The 18,621-nt window shown below is 62.5% G+C and carries 15 protein-coding genes; 8 read left to right on the plus strand and 7 right to left on the minus strand.

The genetic code is table 11. The features are described 5' to 3' along the window. The first annotated feature begins 82 nt into the window (after nt 1-82). The 7 genes from rseP (at nt 83) to lpxB (ending at nt 8,288) form a co-directional block, all read left to right on the plus strand. Nucleotides 83-1,222: an RIP metalloprotease RseP gene (gene rseP, locus C7I85_RS16045; protein ID WP_106725109.1), complete on the plus strand. Its 1,140-nt coding sequence runs from the start codon at nt 83-85 to the stop codon at nt 1,220-1,222. Between the two features lie 218 nt (nt 1,223-1,440). Next, a complete protein-coding gene (bamA, locus tag C7I85_RS16050; RefSeq protein WP_106724992.1) occupies nt 1,441-3,816 on the plus strand; it encodes an outer membrane protein assembly factor BamA in 2,376 nt (791 codons plus the stop codon). Nucleotides 3,817-3,868: 52 nt separating this feature from the next. After that, nucleotides 3,869-4,912 (plus strand): UDP-3-O-(3-hydroxymyristoyl)glucosamine N-acyltransferase, encoded by a 1,044-nt coding sequence (gene lpxD, locus C7I85_RS16055; protein ID WP_106724993.1) that lies wholly within the window; start codon nt 3,869-3,871, stop codon nt 4,910-4,912. A gap of 6 nt (nt 4,913-4,918) precedes the next feature. Then, nucleotides 4,919-5,389 carry a 3-hydroxyacyl-ACP dehydratase FabZ gene (gene fabZ, locus C7I85_RS16060; protein WP_106724994.1) on the plus strand — a complete coding sequence of 157 codons (471 nt, stop codon included), beginning with the start codon at nt 4,919-4,921 and terminating at the stop codon, nt 5,387-5,389. 13 nt (nt 5,390-5,402) lie between these two features. Then, nucleotides 5,403-6,236: an acyl-ACP--UDP-N-acetylglucosamine O-acyltransferase gene (gene lpxA, locus C7I85_RS16065; protein WP_106724995.1), complete on the plus strand. Its 834-nt coding sequence runs from the start codon at nt 5,403-5,405 to the stop codon at nt 6,234-6,236. Further along, complete coding sequence (locus C7I85_RS16070; RefSeq protein ID WP_106724996.1) at nt 6,211-7,113, plus strand: LpxI family protein; 903 nt, start codon at nt 6,211-6,213, stop codon at nt 7,111-7,113. Before lpxA ends, C7I85_RS16070 begins: the two co-directional genes overlap by 26 nt. Beyond that, nucleotides 7,110-8,288, plus strand: a complete 1,179-nt coding sequence (gene lpxB / locus C7I85_RS16075; protein ID WP_106724997.1) for a lipid-A-disaccharide synthase — start codon at nt 7,110-7,112, stop codon at nt 8,286-8,288. Before C7I85_RS16070 ends, lpxB begins: the two co-directional genes overlap by 4 nt. A gap of 56 nt (nt 8,289-8,344) precedes the next feature. On the opposite strand, the gene gltA is transcribed toward lpxB, so the two are convergent. Continuing rightward, a complete protein-coding gene (gltA, locus tag C7I85_RS16080; protein WP_106724998.1) occupies nt 8,345-9,634 on the minus strand; it encodes a citrate synthase in 1,290 nt (429 codons plus the stop codon). A 181-nt stretch (nt 9,635-9,815) separates the two neighbouring features. Next, nucleotides 9,816-11,237 (minus strand): glutamate--tRNA ligase, encoded by a 1,422-nt coding sequence (gene gltX, locus C7I85_RS16085; protein WP_106724999.1) that lies wholly within the window; start codon nt 11,235-11,237, stop codon nt 9,816-9,818. Nucleotides 11,238-11,396: 159 nt separating this feature from the next. Between gltX and C7I85_RS16090 the strand changes: the two genes are divergently transcribed. Continuing rightward, nucleotides 11,397-13,973 carry a ComEC/Rec2 family competence protein gene (locus C7I85_RS16090; protein WP_106725000.1) on the plus strand — a complete coding sequence of 859 codons (2,577 nt, stop codon included), beginning with the start codon at nt 11,397-11,399 and terminating at the stop codon, nt 13,971-13,973. A 31-nt stretch (nt 13,974-14,004) separates the two neighbouring features. On the opposite strand, the gene lexA is transcribed toward C7I85_RS16090, so the two are convergent. The 5 genes from lexA to trpD form a co-directional block, all read right to left on the minus strand. After that, nucleotides 14,005-14,727 carry a transcriptional repressor LexA gene (lexA, locus tag C7I85_RS16095; RefSeq protein ID WP_106725001.1) on the minus strand — a complete coding sequence of 241 codons (723 nt, stop codon included), beginning with the start codon at nt 14,725-14,727 and terminating at the stop codon, nt 14,005-14,007. Nucleotides 14,728-15,085: 358 nt separating this feature from the next. After that, nucleotides 15,086-16,291 (minus strand): molybdopterin molybdotransferase MoeA, encoded by a 1,206-nt coding sequence (locus C7I85_RS16100; protein WP_106725002.1) that lies wholly within the window; start codon nt 16,289-16,291, stop codon nt 15,086-15,088. Nucleotide 16,292: 1 nt separating this feature from the next. After that, on the minus strand, nt 16,293-16,781 hold the full coding sequence (gene moaC, locus C7I85_RS16105) for a cyclic pyranopterin monophosphate synthase MoaC (RefSeq protein ID WP_106725003.1): 489 nt from the start codon (nt 16,779-16,781) through the stop codon (nt 16,293-16,295). Between the two features lie 3 nt (nt 16,782-16,784). Then, nucleotides 16,785-17,603, minus strand: a complete 819-nt coding sequence (gene trpC / locus C7I85_RS16110) for an indole-3-glycerol phosphate synthase TrpC (protein WP_106725004.1) — start codon at nt 17,601-17,603, stop codon at nt 16,785-16,787. A gap of 4 nt (nt 17,604-17,607) precedes the next feature. Then, nucleotides 17,608-18,621, minus strand: coding sequence for an anthranilate phosphoribosyltransferase (gene trpD / locus C7I85_RS16115; protein WP_106725005.1), 1,014 nt, complete (start codon nt 18,619-18,621; stop codon nt 17,608-17,610).

Below are 18,621 nucleotides of genomic sequence, written 5' to 3' on the forward strand. Positions count from 1 at the left end.
TGCGCCTTGGATTCGCCCGTTTTGGCGTCACACTGCCGGCGCGAGGGCCTTGCGAGATCGATAATCATTTGGGGACATGACCTTGAGCCAGATACTTCCTGCGATGTTCGGCACGGACAGTCTGCTCGTAGGCACCATCATCCCGTTCCTGTTCGTGCTGACCGTGGTCGTCTTCGTCCACGAGATGGGCCATTACCTCGTCGGCCGCTGGTGCGGCATCGGAGTTAGGGCATTCTCCATCGGATTCGGCCCTGAACTCTTCGGGTTCACCGATCGTCACGGCACGCGCTGGAAGCTTTCGGCGATTCCGCTCGGCGGCTACGTCAAGTTCGTCGGCGACATGAATGTCACCAGCACGCCGGACGCCCAGGAAGCCGAAAAGCTCTCCGATGAGGAGCGCAAGGTAGCCTTCCACACGCAACCTGTCTGGAAGCGCGCGGCGACGGTTGTAGCCGGCCCGCTGTTCAATTTCCTTCTGACCATCGCGGTCTTCACCGTGGTGTTTACGATGTACGGGCGGTTTGTCTCGGAACCGATGGTCGCCGAAATCCGGCCGGGCAGCCCGGCTGCCGTGGCGGGTTTTCAGCCCGGCGATCGCTTCGTCAGCGTCGATGGCGAGAAGGTCACGACCTTCTCCGATGTCCAGCGCCTGGTTTCGGGGCGCGCCGGCGACAAGCTCAACTTCGTGCTGCACCGTGATGGCAAGGACATCACTCTGGCCGCCACGCCGGAGCCGATGGAGCAGACCGACGCCCTCGGCAACAAGCTCAAGGTTGGAGTGATCGGCGTCATCAACGACGAGCAGCTCGGCCGCCCGCGCGTGGTCAGCTACAGCCCGGCGGGTGCGTTTGTGGAGGCGGTGCGCGAGACGGGCAACATCATTGCTCGGACGGGGCAGTTCTTCCAGCGTTTCGCGGCCGGCCGTGAGGACAAGTGCCAGCTCGGCGGACCCGTCAAGATCGCCGACATGGCCGGCAGGGCTGCCAAGCTCGGCTTCGAGTGGCTTGTGCAACTGGTTGCACTTCTCTCCGTAGGAATCGGTTTTCTCAACCTTTTGCCGATTCCACCACTGGACGGCGGCCATTTGCTTTTCTATGGGATAGAAGCTGTCATTCGCCGACCGGTGTCTGAGCGGACGATGGAAATTTTCTACCGAATCGGCATGTTGGCCGTTCTGGGATTCATGGTGTTCGTGTTCTGGAACGACCTGTTCGGGTGCTGAAATTGTGAAGAAATTTGCCCTTCACGGGAGGCTTATTGAGGGGGCGTTTACCATGAGTGGCGATATGCGTGACGCGAAAGTCACGGGTCTGCACTGAGTAAATGCAAATTAACCAGAAGCCTTGCGTGTAGGGAAAATCCGGTTAATACGGTATGGGAAATTCACCGCACGTCCGGTTTTCTCGCCGTGGGGACTACGAGAAAAGGTAATATAGCCCGATGAAGGCAGCATCCAGTTTTCTAAGCGCCGCTTCTGCGGTGGCACTGTCCGCGTCTCTGGTGGTGCCGGGGGCCGTGGTTGCGCAGCTGGCCAGCGTTTCGGCTGCTTCGGCAGCCGTCGTCAGCAGCATCGACGTGCGGGGTAATCAGCGCATCGAGGCGCAGACGATTCGCGACTATGTTGCCGTCAAGCCGGGCAAGCCGTTCTCCAGCGCCGACATCGACGAGGCCGTGAAGCGGCTTTTCGCGACCGGCCTGTTCTCGGATGTTAGCATCAACCAGGTCGGTTCGACCCTGGTGGTGCAGGTTTCCGAGCTTAAGGTCGTCAACCAGGTCCTGTTCCAGGGCAACAAGAAGATCAAGGACGCGCAGCTGTCCGGTACGGTCCAGCTCCAGCCGCGCGGCGCCTATTCGGCTGCCACGATGGAGTCGGACGTCGAGGCCATTCGCGAAGCCTATCGCCGAATCGGCCGTAACGACGCTGTCGTCAATGCACGCACCGTCGATCTGGGTGAGAATCGCGTCAACGTCGTCTACGAGATCAATGAAGGTGAGCGCACCAAGATTGCTGCGATCAATTTCGTCGGCAATCACGCCTTCAGCTCGGGTCGGCTGGGAGACGTGATCTCGACCAAGAAGTCGACGATCCTGTCGTTCCTGATGCGCGACGACATCTATGATCAGGAGCGCCTGCGCGCCGACGAGGAAGCGCTGCGCCGCTTCTACTATAATCACGGCTATGCCGATTTCCGCGTGGTGTCCGCTGGTGGCGAACTGGACGCGGCGTCCAATACCTACACCGTCACCATCGTGGTGGAGGAAGGCGATCGCTATAATTTCGGCGACGTCACGGTTGAAAGCTCCATTCCGGAACTCGACACCGCGGCCCTTCAGGCTCAGCTGAAGACCAAGCCTGGCGCCGTCTATAGCGCCAAGAACGTCGAAGACTCGATCATCTCGCTGACGGAAGAAGTCGCCGGCAAAGGCTATGCCTTCGCGCAGGTCAATCCACGCGGTGATCGCAACTTCGAGAATCACACGATTTCGGTCGCCTACACCGTGGATCAGGGTGCGAAGACCTATGTCGAACGCATCGAAATCCGCGGCAACGATCGCACGCGTGACTATGTCATCCGTCGCGAGTTCGACGTGAGCGAAGGCGATGCCTTCAATCAGGTTCTTATCCAGCGCGCGAAGAAGCGTCTCGAAGGCCTTAATTTCTTTGAGAGCGTTCAGATCTCGACCGTGCCGGGCAGCGAGCCCGACCAGGTTGTTCTGGTTGTCGATGTCGTCGAGAAGTCGACCGGTGAGTTCTCCATCGGTGCCGGTTACACGACCGGCGGCGAGACGCCTGGCCCGTCGATCGAAGGCTCGATCACCGAGCGCAACTTCCTCGGTCGTGGTCAGTACATTCGCTTCTCGGCCGGTGGCGGTCGGAAATCGCGTGACTTCGGTCTATCCTTCACCGAGCCTTACTTCCTCGGCCGTCGTATTGCCGCGGGCTTCGATATCTATCGCCAGACCCGCACCTATACGAAGTATGAGAGCGAGTTGAACGGCGCGACCGTCCGCTTCGGCCTGCCGATCACCGAGGCGCTGTCGACGCAGCTGGCCTACAATTTTACGCAGGAAAAGTACAAGCTCCGCAACGATAGTTGTTACGATCCCAACGTCAATTTGGAAACGAACGGACAAAATTGCGGCATTTCACCGGCGATCCTTCAGGGTATCAAGGAAAGCCCGTGGAATAAGTCTTCGGTCTCCGGTTCGTTGCTCTACAATACGATCGACGACATGAAGAACCCGCATTCGGGTCTCTATGCAGGCTTCACGACCGAAGTGGCAGGTCTTGGTGGCGACGCCAGATATGTCAAGTTGACCGGGCGCAGCACCTACTACCAGACGCTCTCCGAGGAGATGGATATCGTCGGCCTTGCCACTGTTGGTGGTGGATATATTGCTGGCTACGGTTCGGAAAATAACCTGCGCATCTTCGACTACTTCCAGGGTACGGATCGCATGGTCCGCGGCTTCGAATATGGCGGAATCGGTCCGTATGACCCGAAGACCGGCGATCATCTGGGCGGCAGCACCTATTGGAATGCTTCGCTCGAAACCCAGTTCCCGCTGCCGGTCGTTCCGGAGAGCTTCGGTCTGCGCGGTGCCGTCTTCGCGGATGCCGCCACGCTCTACGGCAACAGCCTCAAGGACACGCCGATTGCCGGTACCAGTGCGCAGTGGCGTGCTTCGGTCGGCGTCGGTCTGATCTGGGCGTCGCCGTTCGGGCCTCTGCGCGTCGACTACGCGGTGCCTGTCCTCAAGCAGAAGGACGACATCGTGCAGAACTTCAACTTCGGCATTTCGACCCGGTTCTGATATAGAAGCGGGTGGGCTTCCGGGCCAAACGGGCCCGGAAGAGAAGGTTAATATGTCCGATCCGGTTTTCTTCGTGCCGTCGCGCCAGTATACGGCGCTTGAGATCGCGAACCTTACCGGCGCGGAGCTGGCCGATTCGCGCCTCGCGCAAGCCTCCGTATCCACGATTGCTCCGGTGAGCGAAGGTGGTGAGGGGGCTCTTGTGTTTGTCGATGGCAAACGCAACGCAGGCACGCTCGGTGAGCTGCGCGCCGCTGCGGTTCTCTGTACGGCCGACGTCGTCAATCTGGTGCCGCCCGGCATCGCCGTGCTGGTGACGCAGCAGCCACAGGCGGCGTTCGCGCAGATTGGACGCCTGTTGTTTCCTGCCGCTGCATCCCCGCGCCCCTTGACGGGTGAAACGGGTATTTCGCCCGGCGCGCACATCCATCCAACCGCCAAGCTCGAACCCGGCGTTACGGTCGAACCCGGCGCGGTGATCGGTGCAGATGTGGCGATTGGCAGCGGAACGATCATCGCGCCGAATGCCGTCATCGGTGTGTCTACACAGATCGGCAGGGACTGTTTCATCGGCCCCAATTCGACGGTGCAGTGCGCGCTGATCGGCAACAAGGTCGTGGTTCACAACGGTGCCAGCATCGGCCGCGAGGGGTTCGGTTTCGTCGCCGGTCGGAGCGGACCGGAGCGTATTCCTCAGATCGGCCGCGTGATCATCCAGGACAATGTCGAGATCGGCGCGAACACCACCGTGGATCGCGGCGCCATGGCCGACACGATCATCGGTGAGAATACTAAGATCGACAATCTGGTGCAGATCGCACACAACGTCCGCATCGGCCGTGGTTGCGTTATTGCCGGCCACTGCGGCATCTCGGGTTCAGTCACCATTGGCGACTACGTGATGATGGGCGGCCGCGTGGGGCTTGCCGATCATCTGACCGTGGGCAGCGGCGCAAGGCTTGCTGCTGCGAGCGGCTTCATGAACGACGTTCCGGCGGGCGAGGTGTGGGCAGGTCTGCCCGCGCGCCCGATGATGGAGTTCATGCGCGACGTTGCCGCCATCCGCAAACTATCTTCGAAGCCCAAGAGGGGGTGAGACAGCATGGCTGACAACGCCGTAACGACGACACTTGAGGCCGTCGACATCGTCGGACTGATGAAGCTTCTGCCGCATCGTTATCCGCTGCTTCTGGTCGACAGGATCATCGATATCGACGCCGACAATTCCGCGATCGGCATCAAGAACGTCACCGTCAACGAGCCGCATTTCCAGGGCCACTTCCCGGACTTTCCGGTCATGCCGGGCGTGCTCATCGTCGAGGCGATGGCCCAGACTGCCGGTGCCATCTGCATCAAGAGCCAGGTGACTGAGAAGCCGTCGCTGGTCTATTTCATGACCATCGATAACGCAAAGTTTAGAAGACCGGTCGTTCCGGGTGACCAGCTTCACATCCATGTGAAAAAGCTGAAAAAACGAGGCAATATTTGGCGTTTCGCTTGCGAAGCGATGGTTGGCGGCGCAAAGGCAGCGGAAGCGGAAATTTCCGCGATGATGTCGCCGCCCACCGACTGACCAGCGAGAATACATGCAAACTGAAACTTTCATCCATCCGTCCGCCATTGTCGAAGCGGGTGCCCAGATCGGCGCGGGCGTCTATGTCGGCCCGCTCTGCTACATCGGTTCCGACGTGGTGATCGGCAACGGCGTGAAGCTGATCAGCAACGTCACCATCATCGGCGCCACGACCATTGGAGATGGATGCACCATCCACCCGCAGTCCGTGCTCGGTGGCCAGCCGCAGAACAACGCCCACAAGGGCGGCCGCACCACGCTGACCGTCGGCAAGAACTGCACGATCCGCGAGTTCGTGACCATGAATGTCGGCACGGACAATGCCCGCGGCGCCACGATCGTCGGTGACAACTGCAACATCCTTGCCTATTGCCACATCGCGCATGACTGCGTGATCGGCAACAACGTCACCTTCACCAATGGCGCCACGCTGGCAGGGCATTGCGAGATTGGCGACAATGTCGGCATCGGCGGGTTGAGCGCCCTTCATCAGTTCGTTCGCGTCGGCCACAATGCATTCATTGCCGGCGGAACGATGGTCAACAATGACGTCATTCCCTACGCGATCGCTGTGGGTAACCGCGCCAAGCTGCGCGGGTTGAACGTCGTCGGCCTGCGTCGGTCGGGAATGTCGAAGGCGGAGATCCTGAAGCTCCGCCGCGCCTATCTCACGTTGTTCGATCGCTCGCGTCCGCTCAGCGAAAATATCGAGATCGCCCGCGCGGAGTTCAGCGATTCCGAAGCGGCCATGAAGATAATCAATTTCCTCAGCAAACGCGGCAAGCGTCCGTTCACATTCCCACCGCTGAAGGGTGCCGTCGATGACGACGCCGACGACCTGGACTGAGGCCGGGCTTCCGATCAGGCTTGCTCCCGGAGACCGGGTAGGAATCGTTGCGGGCAGTGGCAGACTGCCGATAAACGTGGCTGAGCGGCTGGTTGCGGCCGGACAGGCGCCATTCGTCGTCTTGATCGAAGGCGAGGCGGGGGCTGATCCGGCCCTGCTCGCCTGCGAACACGAGTCTCTGCCACTGGAGAGCTTTGCCGAACTGGTGCCGGTCATGAAGCGGCACCGCGTCACGCATATCGTGCTTGCCGGCGGCATCGACCGGCGCCCCAACTGGCGGGCAGTCCGGCCGACCTTCGCCTTGCTCAGGATTTTGCCTCGGGCAATCGCCGCTCTGGCAAAGGGCGACGACGGATTGCTGCGGATCTTGGTGCGCGGCCTCGAGAGCTTTGGCTTCAAGGTCGTCGGCGCCCATGAAATCATTCCCGACATTCTGGCCCCCAAGGGGGTGATGACGCGCGCTGTGCCAACGGATGCCGATCGGCGCGACCTTGATGCGGCGCTGGAAGCGGCCTTGGCGATCGGCCGGCTGGACATCGGTCAGGGCGCAATCTCTATTGGCGGCCGCGTCATTGCCCTTGAGGGCATAGAAGGAACCGACTGCCTGCTTGCGCGCGTTGCGGATATGCGTGACCATGGCCGCCTTGCAGGCAAGAAGCGGGGGGTTCTTGTGAAGTGCGCCAAGCCGCAACAGGAGAAGCGTGCGGATCTGCCGACCATCGGTCCGGCCACCGTCGAAGGCGCCCACGCAGCCGGTCTAGCCGGCATCGGTGTCGAAGCGGGCAGTTCCCTGGTGCTGGATTTCGGCCGCATGGTCGAGCGGGCCGACGAACTCGGACTTTTCGTTGTCGGGCTGCCAGCTGGTAAGCCCGAATGACGGGCGCTTCTCCGCTGAAAATCGCGATTGTCGCAGGCGAGGAGTCGGGGGATCTTCTGGGTGCCGACGTCGTCCGCGCTCTGCAGCGAACGACCGGCCGGAAAGTCGAGCTGGTCGGGATCGGCGGCCGTCACTTGCAAGAGCTTGGCCTGAAGCCGCTCTTCGACGGTTCGGAAATTGCGTTGATGGGTATCACGGCGATCCTACGGGATCTGCCACGACTCATCCGCCGAATCGGCGAGACGGCCAAGGCGATCGCCGAGGCCAAGGTCGATTGCCTGATCACCATCGATAGCCCGGATTTTTCGTTGCGTGTCGCCGCCAAGGTGCGACGCCTGAACCCGGCCATTCCGATCGTTCATTATGTCTGCCCGAGCGTGTGGGCATGGCGTCCGGGCCGGGCCAAGGCCATGCGCCCGCATGTCGACCGAGTGCTGTGCATCCTGCCTTTCGAAGTCGCGGAACTGGAGCGGCTGGGCGGCCCGCCCGGCACCTATGTGGGGCATCGGCTGGTTCAGGACTCTGGCGTTCTGAGCGCGGCGGCTGCCCAGGCCCAGCCTCGCGACCTGTCGAATGGACGGCAAAAGACGCTGCTGCTCTTGCCGGGCTCGCGGCGCGGCGAGGTCAAGAAGCTGCTCGAACCATTCGGCGAAACAGCGAAGGTGCTGCGCGCTCGCGGCCACCAACTGCGGCTGCTGCTGCCCACCGTGCCGCATGTGGCTCCCATTGTTTCCTCTGCCGTGGCCGGCTGGGACGACAAGCCTGAAGTCATTTTGGATCCTGCCCGCAAGTGGCAGGCCTTTGGCGAAGCCGATGCGGCGCTCATCGCTTCGGGCACGGTTTCGCTCGAGCTGGCGCTGTCCCGCGTGCCCATGGTTTCGGCCTATAAGCTCGATGCCATTGCCGGTCTTCTGCAGGGCTTGGTCACCGTCTGGTCGGCGCTGCTGCCCAACTTGATTGCTGATCGTTCCATTGTACCGGAATTCTATGACCGCTACGTGCGGCCGCAAAATCTAGCGCGGCACCTGGAAGCACTGTTCTCCGACACCGGTTTTCGCGCCTGGCAGAAGGACGGTTTTGCGGAAGTGGCGCGGCGCATGGCGACAGCCCGACCGTCCGGAGAGATTGCCGCCGAGGCCGTGCTCGCGGAAATCGAAAAAGCCTCCGCCAAATAAGAACCGCCAAATGAAAAAAGCGCCCCGAGGGGCGCTTTCTTGTTTCTGCTGGCCGATCAGCGCTTGGCGATTGGCACGTAGTCGCGCTCCGGATAACCCGTGTAGAGCTGGCGCGGGCGGCCGATCCTCTGGTGCGGATCCTCGATCATTTCCTTCCACTGGGCGATCCAGCCCACGGTGCGCGCCACGGCGAACAGCACGGTGAACATGGTGGTGGGGAAGCCGAGTGCCTTCAGCGTAATGCCCGAATAGAAGTCGATGTTCGGGTAGAGCTTCTTTTCGATGAAATATTCGTCGGTAAGAGCGATCTTCTCGAGTTCCATCGCAACGTCGAGCAGCGGATCGTCCTTGATGCCGAGCTCGCCGAGCACCTCATGCGTGGTCTTCTGCATGATCTTGGCGCGCGGATCGTAGTTCTTGTACACGCGGTGGCCGAAGCCCATCAGACGGAACGGATCGTTCCTGTCCTTGGCGCGGGCGATGAATTCCGGAATACGGTCGACATGGCCGATCTCGGCCAGCATGTTGAGCGCTGCTTCATTGGCGCCGCCATGCGCAGGACCCCAAAGGCAGGCGATGCCGGCGGCAATGCAGGCAAACGGATTGGCGCCCGACGAACCGGCAAGGCGAACCGTCGAGGTCGAGGCGTTCTGCTCGTGGTCGGCGTGCAGGATGAAGATGCGCTCCATGGCGCGGGCGAGCACCGGGTTGACCTTGTATTCCTCGCACGGCACCGCAAAGCACATGTGCAGGAAGTTGGCCGCAAAATTCAGCTCGTTCTTCGGATAAACGAAGGGCTGGCCGATATGGTACTTGTAGGCCATTGCCGCAATCGTCGGCATCTTGGCGATCAGGCGGATCGAGGCGACCATGCGCTGATGCGGATCCGAGATGTCGGTCGAGTCGTGATAGAAGGCCGACAGCGCGCCGACCACACCGCACATCACCGCCATCGGGTGGGCATCGCGGCGGAAGCCGGTGAAGAAGCGCGACATCTGCTCATGCACCATGGTGTGGCGCGTGACGCGATAGTCGAAATCGTCCTTCTGGGCCTTGGTCGGCAGTTCGCCGTAAAGCAGCAGGTAGCAGACTTCGAGGAAGTCGCCATGTTCAGCAAGCTGGTCGATCGGGTAGCCGCGATGCAGCAGCACGCCGGCGTCGCCGTCGATATAGGTGATCTCCGACTCGCAGCTTGCCGTCGAGGTGAAACCGGGATCATAGGTGAAGGCCCCGGTGTCCTTGTAAAGCGCCCCGATGTCGATGACCTCTGGTCCGACCGAGCCACTTCGCACTTTGAATTCGTGGGTCTTGCCACCAAATTCTAGCTTGGCTGTCGAGTCGGTCATCGCAAACTTCCTTTATCTCTCTTCGGCGAACGGCATCACCCTTTGGCAATGCCGGACAATCCGGCATTCGAAATGCGGGTTTTTGCTAACGCATTTCCGGGGGTGTGCCAAGTTCGGCAACGCGCATATGTTGCACCGCAGCACGCATGTTGCAATGCCTATCCACGGTGCCACAGAAACGTTAATCGATTTGATCGGAGATGCGCGCCAGGCTCTCTTCCCGGCCTAGCACCGTAAGCACATCGAACACGCCCGGAGAGGTGGCGCGGCCGGTAAGTGCCGCCCGCAAAGGCTGCGCAACGGCGCCGAGCTTGAGCTCGCTTCGGGTCGCAAATTCGCGGATTGCCGACTCGGTGGAGGCAGCCGACCAGTCGTTCACGCCCTTCAGAGCATCGAAGGCGCCGGAAAGCACGGTGCGGGGCTTTTCGCCGACCAGCGAGGCCGCCTTTTCATCCAGGACCAGGGGGCGCTGTGCGAAGAGGAAGGCCGCGCCATCGGCAAGCTCGACCAGCGTCTTGGCGCGCTCCTTGAGGCCGGGCATGGCCGCGAGAAGCTGAGCCTTGGTCTTCTCGTTCAGGCCGGCCAGGATCGGCACGCCATTCTCGAGATAGGGCAGGGTGGCGATGAAGATGTCGAGCAGCTCGGCATCATCCATCTTGCGCATGTAGACGCCGTTCAGCGCCTCGAGCTTCTGGAAGTCGAAGCGGGCCGCGCCCTTGTTGACGTCGACGATGTCGAACCAGTTGATCATGTCGCCCATCGACATCACCTCGTCGTCGCCATGGCTCCAGCCGAGGCGCGCGAGATAGTTGAGCAGCGCCGCCGGCAGATAGCCCATGGCGCGGTAGGCCTCGACGCCCAGCGCGCCGTGCCGCTTGGAAAGTTTTGCGCCGTCCGAGCCGTGGATCAGCGGAATATGCGCCATCTGCGGCACGTCCCAGCCCATGGCGTTGTAGATCACGGTCTGGCGTGCGGCATTGGTCAGGTGGTCGTCGCCGCGGATGATGTGGGTGACGCCCATGTCATGGTCGTCGACGACCACGGCATGCATGTAGGTGGGGTTGCCGTCGGAGCGCAGGATGATGAAATCGTCGAGATCCTTGTTGGGGAAACGGACCTCGCCCTGCACGCTGTCGTTCACCACAGTCTCGCCCTCGGTGGGCGCCTTGATGCGGATGGCGGGCTTTACGCCTGCCGGCGCCTCGGATGCATCGCGGTCGCGCCAGCGCCCGTCGTAACGCGGCGGACGGCCCTCGGCGCGAGCCTTCTCGCGCATCTCGTTCAGCTCTTCCGGCGTGGCGTAGCAGTAATAGGCCTTGCCCATGCGCACCAGATCCTCGGCCACCTCGCGATGGCGCGGCGCGCGCTCGAACTGCGAAACCGGCTCGCCTTCCCAGGTGAGACCGAGCCAGGTGAGGCCGTCGAGGATCGCGGCAGTCGCCGCATCCGTGGAGCGTTCGCGGTCGGTGTCCTCGATGCGCAGCAGCATCGTGCCGTTCGTGTGGCGCGCATAGAGCCAGTTGAACAGAGCCGTGCGGGCGCCGCCGATATGCAGATAGCCGGTGGGCGAGGGGGCGAAACGGGTAATGACTTTGTCGGACATGATGTTTCCAAATGGAACGGAGGAGCCGGCGCAGCCGTAGAAGCGGCGCGCATGGCAATTCGGTAGCGTTCATGTAGCATAGAGGGTCAGGGGTGCAAGGGGCAGGGCCGGTTCAGCGCCGCATGGCGCAGCAAGCCGGACCTGGGAAGGGGGACTTGCATGGCGCGCGGGACGGCCTCCGGCGGGGTAAGCGAACGGGAGCTGTTCGCCTCCGAGGCGGAGAACTTTGCGCCGCGAGAACTGCAAGCCGCTCCTGAGGCCTACGCACGAACCTCGCCGAAGCCGGCAAAACCCGCGCGAGGCGCGAGACCACCCGCAGCCTCATGGCTGGCTGTCGTCAACCTCCTCTATGCCAAGGCAGTTCGCGCGACCACTACCGCACTCGCCACGGAACTGGACCGCGGAACGCCTTTCCTCTTCGTGCCTGCATTGCTCGGCTGCGGCACCATCATCTACTACGGATTGCCTGAAGAGCCCGGATTTCAGCCCCTCATCGGCGGGCTAGTGGTCGCCTCGGTGGCGCTCGCCTTTGTGCCTACGCACCGGCAGGCGCTGCGCCTTCTCATCATGGCGGCGCTGTTCTGCTTGCTGGGCATGTTTCTTGCCAAGTTCGAAACCTGGCGGGCCGGAACGAACATGCTCGGCAGCGAGATTTCAACGCGCCTGACGGGACGTGTCGCCGAGATAGACCATATGGCCAATGGCCGTGTGCGCCTGACCATCGATGTTTTGACAACCGCCAAGCCGAAGCTGCGCTATGCACCCGAGCGCGTGCGCCTTTCGGCCCGCAAGATCCCGCCGGGGCTGGTCGTCGGTTCGGAGATCGAGGGCGCAGTTCGTCTGATGCCACCGACCGGGCCGGTTCGTCCCGACAGTTACGATTTCTCGTTCAGAAGCTATTTTTCCGGCATTGGCGCCAGCGGCTTTTTCATGCGCGGTCCCGACCAGGTCAAGGGCGACACGCCACTGCCGATCGGCGCGCGCCTCTTCAACGGCGTGCAAAATCTCCGCAACACCATCGCCGAGCGCATCCGCGGCCTTATCGGGGGGCCGGAAGGCGAGATCGCGGCGGCGCTGGTGGTGGGCATCCGCGCCCGCATACCCGACGAGATCAACGAGGCGATGCGGCGAACGGGCATCTATCACATCGTCGCCATTTCGGGGCTTCACATGGCGCTGGTCGCCGGAACGGTGATGGGGTCGCTGCGGATGATCTTCGCCCTGTTTCCGGGCTTTTCTTCCCGCCACCCGGTCAAGAAATATGCGGCCATCGCGGCGTTGGCCGCCATCGTCAGCTACCTGTTCATTTCAGGTGGCCAGGTGGCGGCGCAGCGCAGCTGTTTCATGCTGGGCATCATGCTGATTGCGCTGCTGTTCGATCGTGGCGCGCTGACCACGCGCAACCTTGCGATCTCGGCCTTCGTCATCGTTGCGATTTCGCCGCACGAATTGATCGGTCCAAGCTTCCAGATGTCCTTTGCCGCCACGGCCGCGCTTGTCGGCGGCTATGCGCTCTGGTCGGAATACCGTCAAAAGCGTAGGCGTGCGCCACCCGCTACCGGGCGGCCGCTGGCGATCGCAATCGTCAGCAAGATTGCGGGCGATATCGGCAGCCTGATGTTCACCTCCACCGTCGCCGGCATCGCTACCACGGCCTTCGGCGTCTATCACTTCCAGCGCGTCTCCCCGCTCAGCCTCATCGCCAACCTGGCCGTCATGCCGAGCGTGTCGTTCCTGGTGATGCCCTTCGCCGTGCTCGGCTCGCTCGCCATGCCGCTCGGTCTGGATGCGCCATTCTTCTACGTGATGGGCAAGGGCCTGACGATCATGATCACGGTCGCGAAATGGATATCGGACCGTTCGCCCATAGACGGGGTCGGCCTGATTTCGTCGCACTCGCTGGCCCTTTTGACCATTGCACTGGTCATCGTCACCATGGCCACAACCTGGCTGCGAGCACTGGCGCTGCCCTTCGCTTTCGCCGGCATGGTTACGCTGACGGATATTCGCATGCCCGATGTTCTCATCTCCGAAGACGGCCGGCTCGTCGGTGTGCCCATCGGCGATCAAATGCTAGCGGTAAACAGGGCGCGGCCGAATGCATTCACCGTCGAAAACTGGAGACGGGCGCTGCCCACCGAAAAGATCGTCGGCCCGATCGATAGCCTGAAGCCAAAGTCCGGCCGCAAGAGCATTATGATCCTGGAAACGCCGGCCGCCAGCGATCCTGATGATATCCCGGCGGAACAAGTTGCAAGCGGTGTCCCGGACCAGGCCGATGTTGACGCCACCTCGGCGGATGGAGTGACAGGCATCGGTTTCGACTGCCACGACGGGCTTTGCATTGCCGTGCATGCCTCCGGCGCCATCGTCGCGCATGCGACCAACATTTGGGCCGCGCGCCGGGCCTGTGACTATGCAAGCCTCATCGTCATCGAAGATGCCACCGCGAAAAACGTCTGTTCGACCGGTCCGCCACTGATCCTCACCAAACGCGAACTGGCACAGCACGGCAGCGCCGCCGTCTACCTTTCGAATGGCGAAACCGGTCAAGTGTCAGAAGTCAGGTTCGCGCTTTCCGAGCCCTATCGACCCTGGCACGCGCAGAGACAATTTTCGCGCGACGCACGCGGCTTGCCGCCATATGAGCAGAAACAGCGCGCTTACCCAAGCACCAAATTCCCGCGAGTCAAAAAACCGCCAACCGAGTATTCTGCTGAACCATCGGAAGACTAATGCCGACCCCAGCAATGCAGCCGAGGAAGATTCAATAGCGGCGAATGAGACCGACCAGCTTGCCCTGCACCTTCACCCGGTCGGGCCCGAAAATCCGCGTCTCGTAGGCGGGGTTGGCCGCCTCCAGCGCAATCGACGCGCCCTTGCGGCGGAAGCGTTTCAGCGTCGCTTCCTCGTCATCCACAAGCGCCACGACGATTTCGCCGGGGCTGGCGGTGTTGGCGTTGCGGATGATCACTGTGTCGCCGTCGAAAATGCCGGCCTCGATCATCGAGTCGCCCTTTACCTCGAGCGCATAGTGCTCGCCGCCGGCGATCATTTCGGGCGGCACCGAGATGGAGTGGGTTTTATGCTGAATGGCGTCGATCGGCACACCGGCCGCGATGCGGCCCATGACCGGGATGGACACAGCGCTCGCCACATCGTCATTGCCGGCTGCAGGGGCACTGCGGACCGGTTCCGGCGCGCGGCGACCGAGACTGCCTTCGATGACGCTGGGCGAAAACTTGGCGCGCTGCGGGGCAAGGCCCGGGGCGATGGAATCGGGCAAGCGAAGCACTTCAAGCGCTCGCGCCCGGTTCGGCAGGCGGCGGATGAAGCCGCGCTCCTCAAGAGCGGTGATGAGTCGGTGGATGCCAGATTTGGAAGCCAGATCCAGGGCTTCCTTCATTTCGTCGAAGGAAGGCGGGATGCCGCTTTCCTTCAGCCGTTCATGGATGAAGAGCAACAGTTCGTGTTGTTTGCGCGTCAGCATCGCCGGCCCCCGGGAAACCCTAAAACAAAACCAGAACAAACACTATCTGTTCCATTTGTGTTCCGCAACTGTTTAAATTTTAATGAACTCATCAATCCGGCGTAAACCATTACAGCTACGCCAAGCTGCGCGGGCCTACGACATCAGTCGCGGGAAAGCCCGCAGAGCTTTGATTTTATGAAGGTTTTCTTCTGGCACGACCGTCTGTGCCGTGTCGACATTCGCTCGCACCGATATTAACCGGATGACGACGTGTCAGCCGCCAGAGGCGACGGATGGTGAACAAATACCGTCCAAATCACCTTCTAGGAGGCGAAAAGACGATTCGATCTTCTGGCGTTTTTACTGAAGATTGCTGTCAGCGCAGCCGCAGCACACTGCAGATCGTGCCGACCGGTGCCGCGGGCGCAAAAGGTTCGCGGATGATCAGGCCGTTTGCGTCGGCGAAAGTCTTGAGCATCGACGAGTCCTGGGTTTCGAACGGCGTCGCCTTGAGCCCGTCGGGATCGTCGCGCAGCACCGCCCGCACATAATCCTGCCTCAGGTCGTTGGCCGGCATGGGCTTGTCGAGCGTCGCTTGGCAGATATCAGGCCGGTAAGGGCGCCCGCCGAGCCTCGACAGCAGCGGCTTGAGGAACAGGTGCGAGCAGACGAGGCTCGCGACCGGGTTGCCCGGCAGGCCGAGAAAGCGGGTGCGGCCGCGTCGGCCGAACATCAGCGGCTTGCCGGGGCGCATGGCGATCTTCCAGAAATCGAGTTCCATGCCCTCGGCGATCAGCGCTTCGTTGGTGAGGTCGTGGTCGCCGACCGATGCGCCGCCAAGCGTGACCACAACGTCGGCGTCCTGCTCAAGCGCGTGTCTGATGCGCGCGGAGATCGCCGGTCGGCTGTCGGGCACGATGCCGAGATCGAGCACCCTCGCGCCGACCGATTCGGCGATTGCCCCAACGCCGAAGGCATTGGAAGCGACAATCTGGTCAGGGCCGAGCTCGCTGCCCGGCAGCAGCAATTCGTCGCCGGTCGCAATGATTGCCAGCAATGGCTTCTTGATGACCGGCAGGCCAGGGTGGTTTGCCGCCGCCGCCAGCGACACGGCGCCCGCATCGAGCAGCCGCCCCTTCTCCAGCAGCAGATCGCCAGCGCAGAAATCGAGCCCCCTGCGCCTGATGTGCCGGCCCTCAGCCACCGTTTCGACGACTTCGACCGTGTGTTCGTCGAGTCGGTGCGCGTTTTCCTGAATCACGATCGTGTCGGCGCCTGCGGGAACCGGTGCGCCGGTGAAAATGCGCACTGCCTGTCCCGGTTCGATCGCACCGTTGAAGCGGCGGCCGGCTGGCGCCTGGCCGATGACTTGCAGCGTCACCGGCACGGATGCCACGTCGGCAGCGTGCACGGCGTAGCCGTCCATCGCGGTTGCATCGAAGGGTGGCTGAGTTCGAAGTGCACGGACATCGTCGGCAAGCACACGGCCCGCCGTTTCCGCGAGCGGAACATACTCGCCCTCGCGCGGCTCCGCCCCATCGAGCAGCCGTTCCAGTGCCTCGCTGACAGGCAACAATGCCATTTCAGGCACCCGCTTTGTAGTCGCCGGACTTGCCGCCGGTCTTCTCGACCAGTCTTATGCCGGAAATCACCATGCCCCGGTCCACGGCCTTGGCCATGTCGTAGATGGTCAGGCAGGCAACGGAAGCCGCAGTCAGCGCTTCCATTTCCACACCGGTCTTGCCGGTCACGCGCGCCAGTGCGGTCACGCGCAGGCCGGGCAGGCTGTCGTCGGGCTCAATGTCGACCGAAACCTTGGTCAGCAGCAGCGGATGGCAGAGCGGGATCAGCTCATGCGTGCGCTTGGCAGCCATGATGCCGGCCAGGCGCGCCGTGCCCAGCACGTCGCCCTTCTTGGCGTTGCCCTCGCGGATCAGCTTCAGCGTCTCCGGCAGCATGCGAACAAACCCTTCGGCGATCGCGGTGCGCTCGGTTTCAGCCTTGGCGCCGACATCGACCATATGAGCCTGGCCTTCGGTGCCGAGATGGGTGAGGGCGGGCTTGTCGGTCATTGCCTAGCCGTTCGCCGCCTGGGCGGCGGGCGCCCCCGTGAGCAGGGTGCGGGTAGCTGCGGTCACATCGGCCTGGCGCATGAGGCTTTCGCCCACCAGGAATGTGCCGATGCCGCTGCGCTCCAGCCGCCGGCAGTCGTCATGGGTGAAGATACCGCTTTCGCCGACCAGCAGCTTGTTGTCGGGCACCAGCTTGGAAAGCCGTTCAGAAGTATCGAGACTGACTTCGAAAGTGCGCAGGTTGCGGTTGTTGATGCCGATCAGCGGCGAGGCGAGCTTGAGCGCCCGCTCGGTCTCGGCCTCGTCATGCACCTCCACCAGAACGTCCATGCCGAGATGGTGGGCGGTGTCCTCGAGCGCCTTGGCTTCGTCGTCGGTCAGGCTCGCCATGATGACGAGGATGGCGTCGGCGCCCCAGGCGCGCGCTTCATAGACCTGGTAAGGCTCGAACATGAAATCCTTGCGCAACGCAGGCAGCCCGCAGGCGGCGCGCGCGGCGGTCAGGAATTCGGGCGCACCCTGGAAGGAAGGCGTGTCGGTCAGCACGGAAAGGCAGGCAGCTCCGCCAAGTTCATAGGCGCGTGCCAGCGCCGGCGGATCGAAATCCGGCCGGATCAGTCCTTTGGAAGGGCTGGCCTTCTTGATTTCGGCAATGAGCGCGAACTGGCCGGCGGCCCGCTTCGCCCGCAGTGCGGCCAGAAAGCCGCGTGGCTCTTCCACGCCGCGGACTTGCGCCTTGAGCTCGATCAGCGGCAGCCGGGCCTTGGCAGCGGCGATTTCCTCGCGCTTGTAGGCTTCGATCTTCGCAAGAATGTCGCCCATGACGCTACCCGTTGGAGACTTTTACCAGGGCTTCGAGCACGCCCAGCGCCTTGCCGGTGTCGATCGAGGCCGCGGCGGCTGCAACGCCGTCCGAAATATTCGCAACCTTGCCGGAAACGACAAGCCCCGCGCCGGCATTCATCAGCACGGTGTCGCGATAGGCGCCCGGTGTGCCCGACAGCACCGCCCGCAGTTTCTCCGCGTTGTAGCTGGCCTCGCCGCCACGCAGATCTTCCTTGCTGTGGCGCTTCAGCCCGAGCTCCTCGGGGGTCAGCACGAAACTGCGAATCTCGCCGCCGACGAGCTCCGCGACATTCGTTTCGCCCGTGGTGGTGATCTCGTCATAGCCGTCGCCATGGACCACCCAGACGTGATCTGCGCCCAGGGCCTTCAGCGTCTCGGCTACTGGCTTGACCCATTCTGGCGAGAACACGCCGACCATCTGGCGGGTCACGCCGGCCGGGTTGGAAAGGGGGCCGAGCAGGTTGAATATGGTGCGGGTGCCAAGCTCGACGCGCGTCGGACCCACATGGCGCATGGCCGGATGGTGGGCAGGGGCAAACATGAATCCGACGCCTGCTTCACGCACGCAGTTGCCGATCTCGGCGGGCGTCAAGTCGATCTTCACGCCAAGGGCCATCAGCACGTCGGCGGCGCCCGTCTGCGAGGACAGACCGCGATTGCCATGCTTGGCCACCGGCACGCCAGCGCCCGCAATCACGAAGGCGGAAGCGGTGGAGATGTTGACGCTGTGCGAGCCGTCGCCGCCGGTGCCGACGATGTCGACCGCATTTGCAGGGGCTTCGACGCGCAGCATCTTGTCGCGCATCGTCGCTACGGCGCCCGAGATTTCGTCGACCGTTTCGCCGCGCACCCTGAGCGCCATCAGGAAGCCACCGATCTGGCCCGGCGTAGCATCGCCGGACATGATGATGTCAAAGGCTTCCTTGGCTTCTTCGAAGGAAAGCGGGGTGCCTGCAGCGACCTTGGCTAGGTGAGGTTTGAGCGTACTACTCAT

Source organism: Pseudaminobacter soli (ex Li et al. 2025) (assembly GCF_003012705.1).
Lineage (GTDB): Bacteria > Pseudomonadota > Alphaproteobacteria > Rhizobiales > Rhizobiaceae > Pseudaminobacter > Pseudaminobacter soli.

Bases quoted from the DNA above. Each gene is read 5' to 3' on its own strand.
- lpxD (WP_106724993.1), top strand. From the start codon at position 3,869: ATGTCCGATCCGGTTTTCTTCGTGCCGTCGCGCCAGTATACGGCGCTT.
- lpxB (WP_106724997.1), top strand. From the start codon at position 7,110: ATGACGGGCGCTTCTCCGCTGAAAATCGCGATTGTCGCAGGCGAGGAG.
- moaC (WP_106725003.1), bottom strand. From the start codon at position 16,781: ATGACCGACAAGCCCGCCCTCACCCATCTCGGCACCGAAGGCCAGGCT.
- gltX (WP_106724999.1), bottom strand. From the start codon at position 11,237: ATGTCCGACAAAGTCATTACCCGTTTCGCCCCCTCGCCCACCGGCTAT.
- trpC (WP_106725004.1), bottom strand. From the start codon at position 17,603: ATGGGCGACATTCTTGCGAAGATCGAAGCCTACAAGCGCGAGGAAATC.
- bamA (WP_106724992.1), top strand. From the start codon at position 1,441: ATGAAGGCAGCATCCAGTTTTCTAAGCGCCGCTTCTGCGGTGGCACTG.
- trpD (WP_106725005.1), bottom strand. From the start codon at position 18,621: ATGAGTAGTACGCTCAAACCTCACCTAGCCAAGGTCGCTGCAGGCACC.
- gltA (WP_106724998.1), bottom strand. From the start codon at position 9,634: ATGACCGACTCGACAGCCAAGCTAGAATTTGGTGGCAAGACCCACGAA.
- lpxA (WP_106724995.1), top strand. From the start codon at position 5,403: ATGCAAACTGAAACTTTCATCCATCCGTCCGCCATTGTCGAAGCGGGT.
- lexA (WP_106725001.1), bottom strand. From the start codon at position 14,727: ATGCTGACGCGCAAACAACACGAACTGTTGCTCTTCATCCATGAACGG.
- fabZ (WP_106724994.1), top strand. From the start codon at position 4,919: ATGGCTGACAACGCCGTAACGACGACACTTGAGGCCGTCGACATCGTC.
- C7I85_RS16090 (WP_106725000.1), top strand. From the start codon at position 11,397: ATGGCGCGCGGGACGGCCTCCGGCGGGGTAAGCGAACGGGAGCTGTTC.
- C7I85_RS16100 (WP_106725002.1), bottom strand. From the start codon at position 16,291: ATGGCATTGTTGCCTGTCAGCGAGGCACTGGAACGGCTGCTCGATGGG.
- C7I85_RS16070 (WP_106724996.1), top strand. From the start codon at position 6,211: ATGACGACGCCGACGACCTGGACTGAGGCCGGGCTTCCGATCAGGCTT.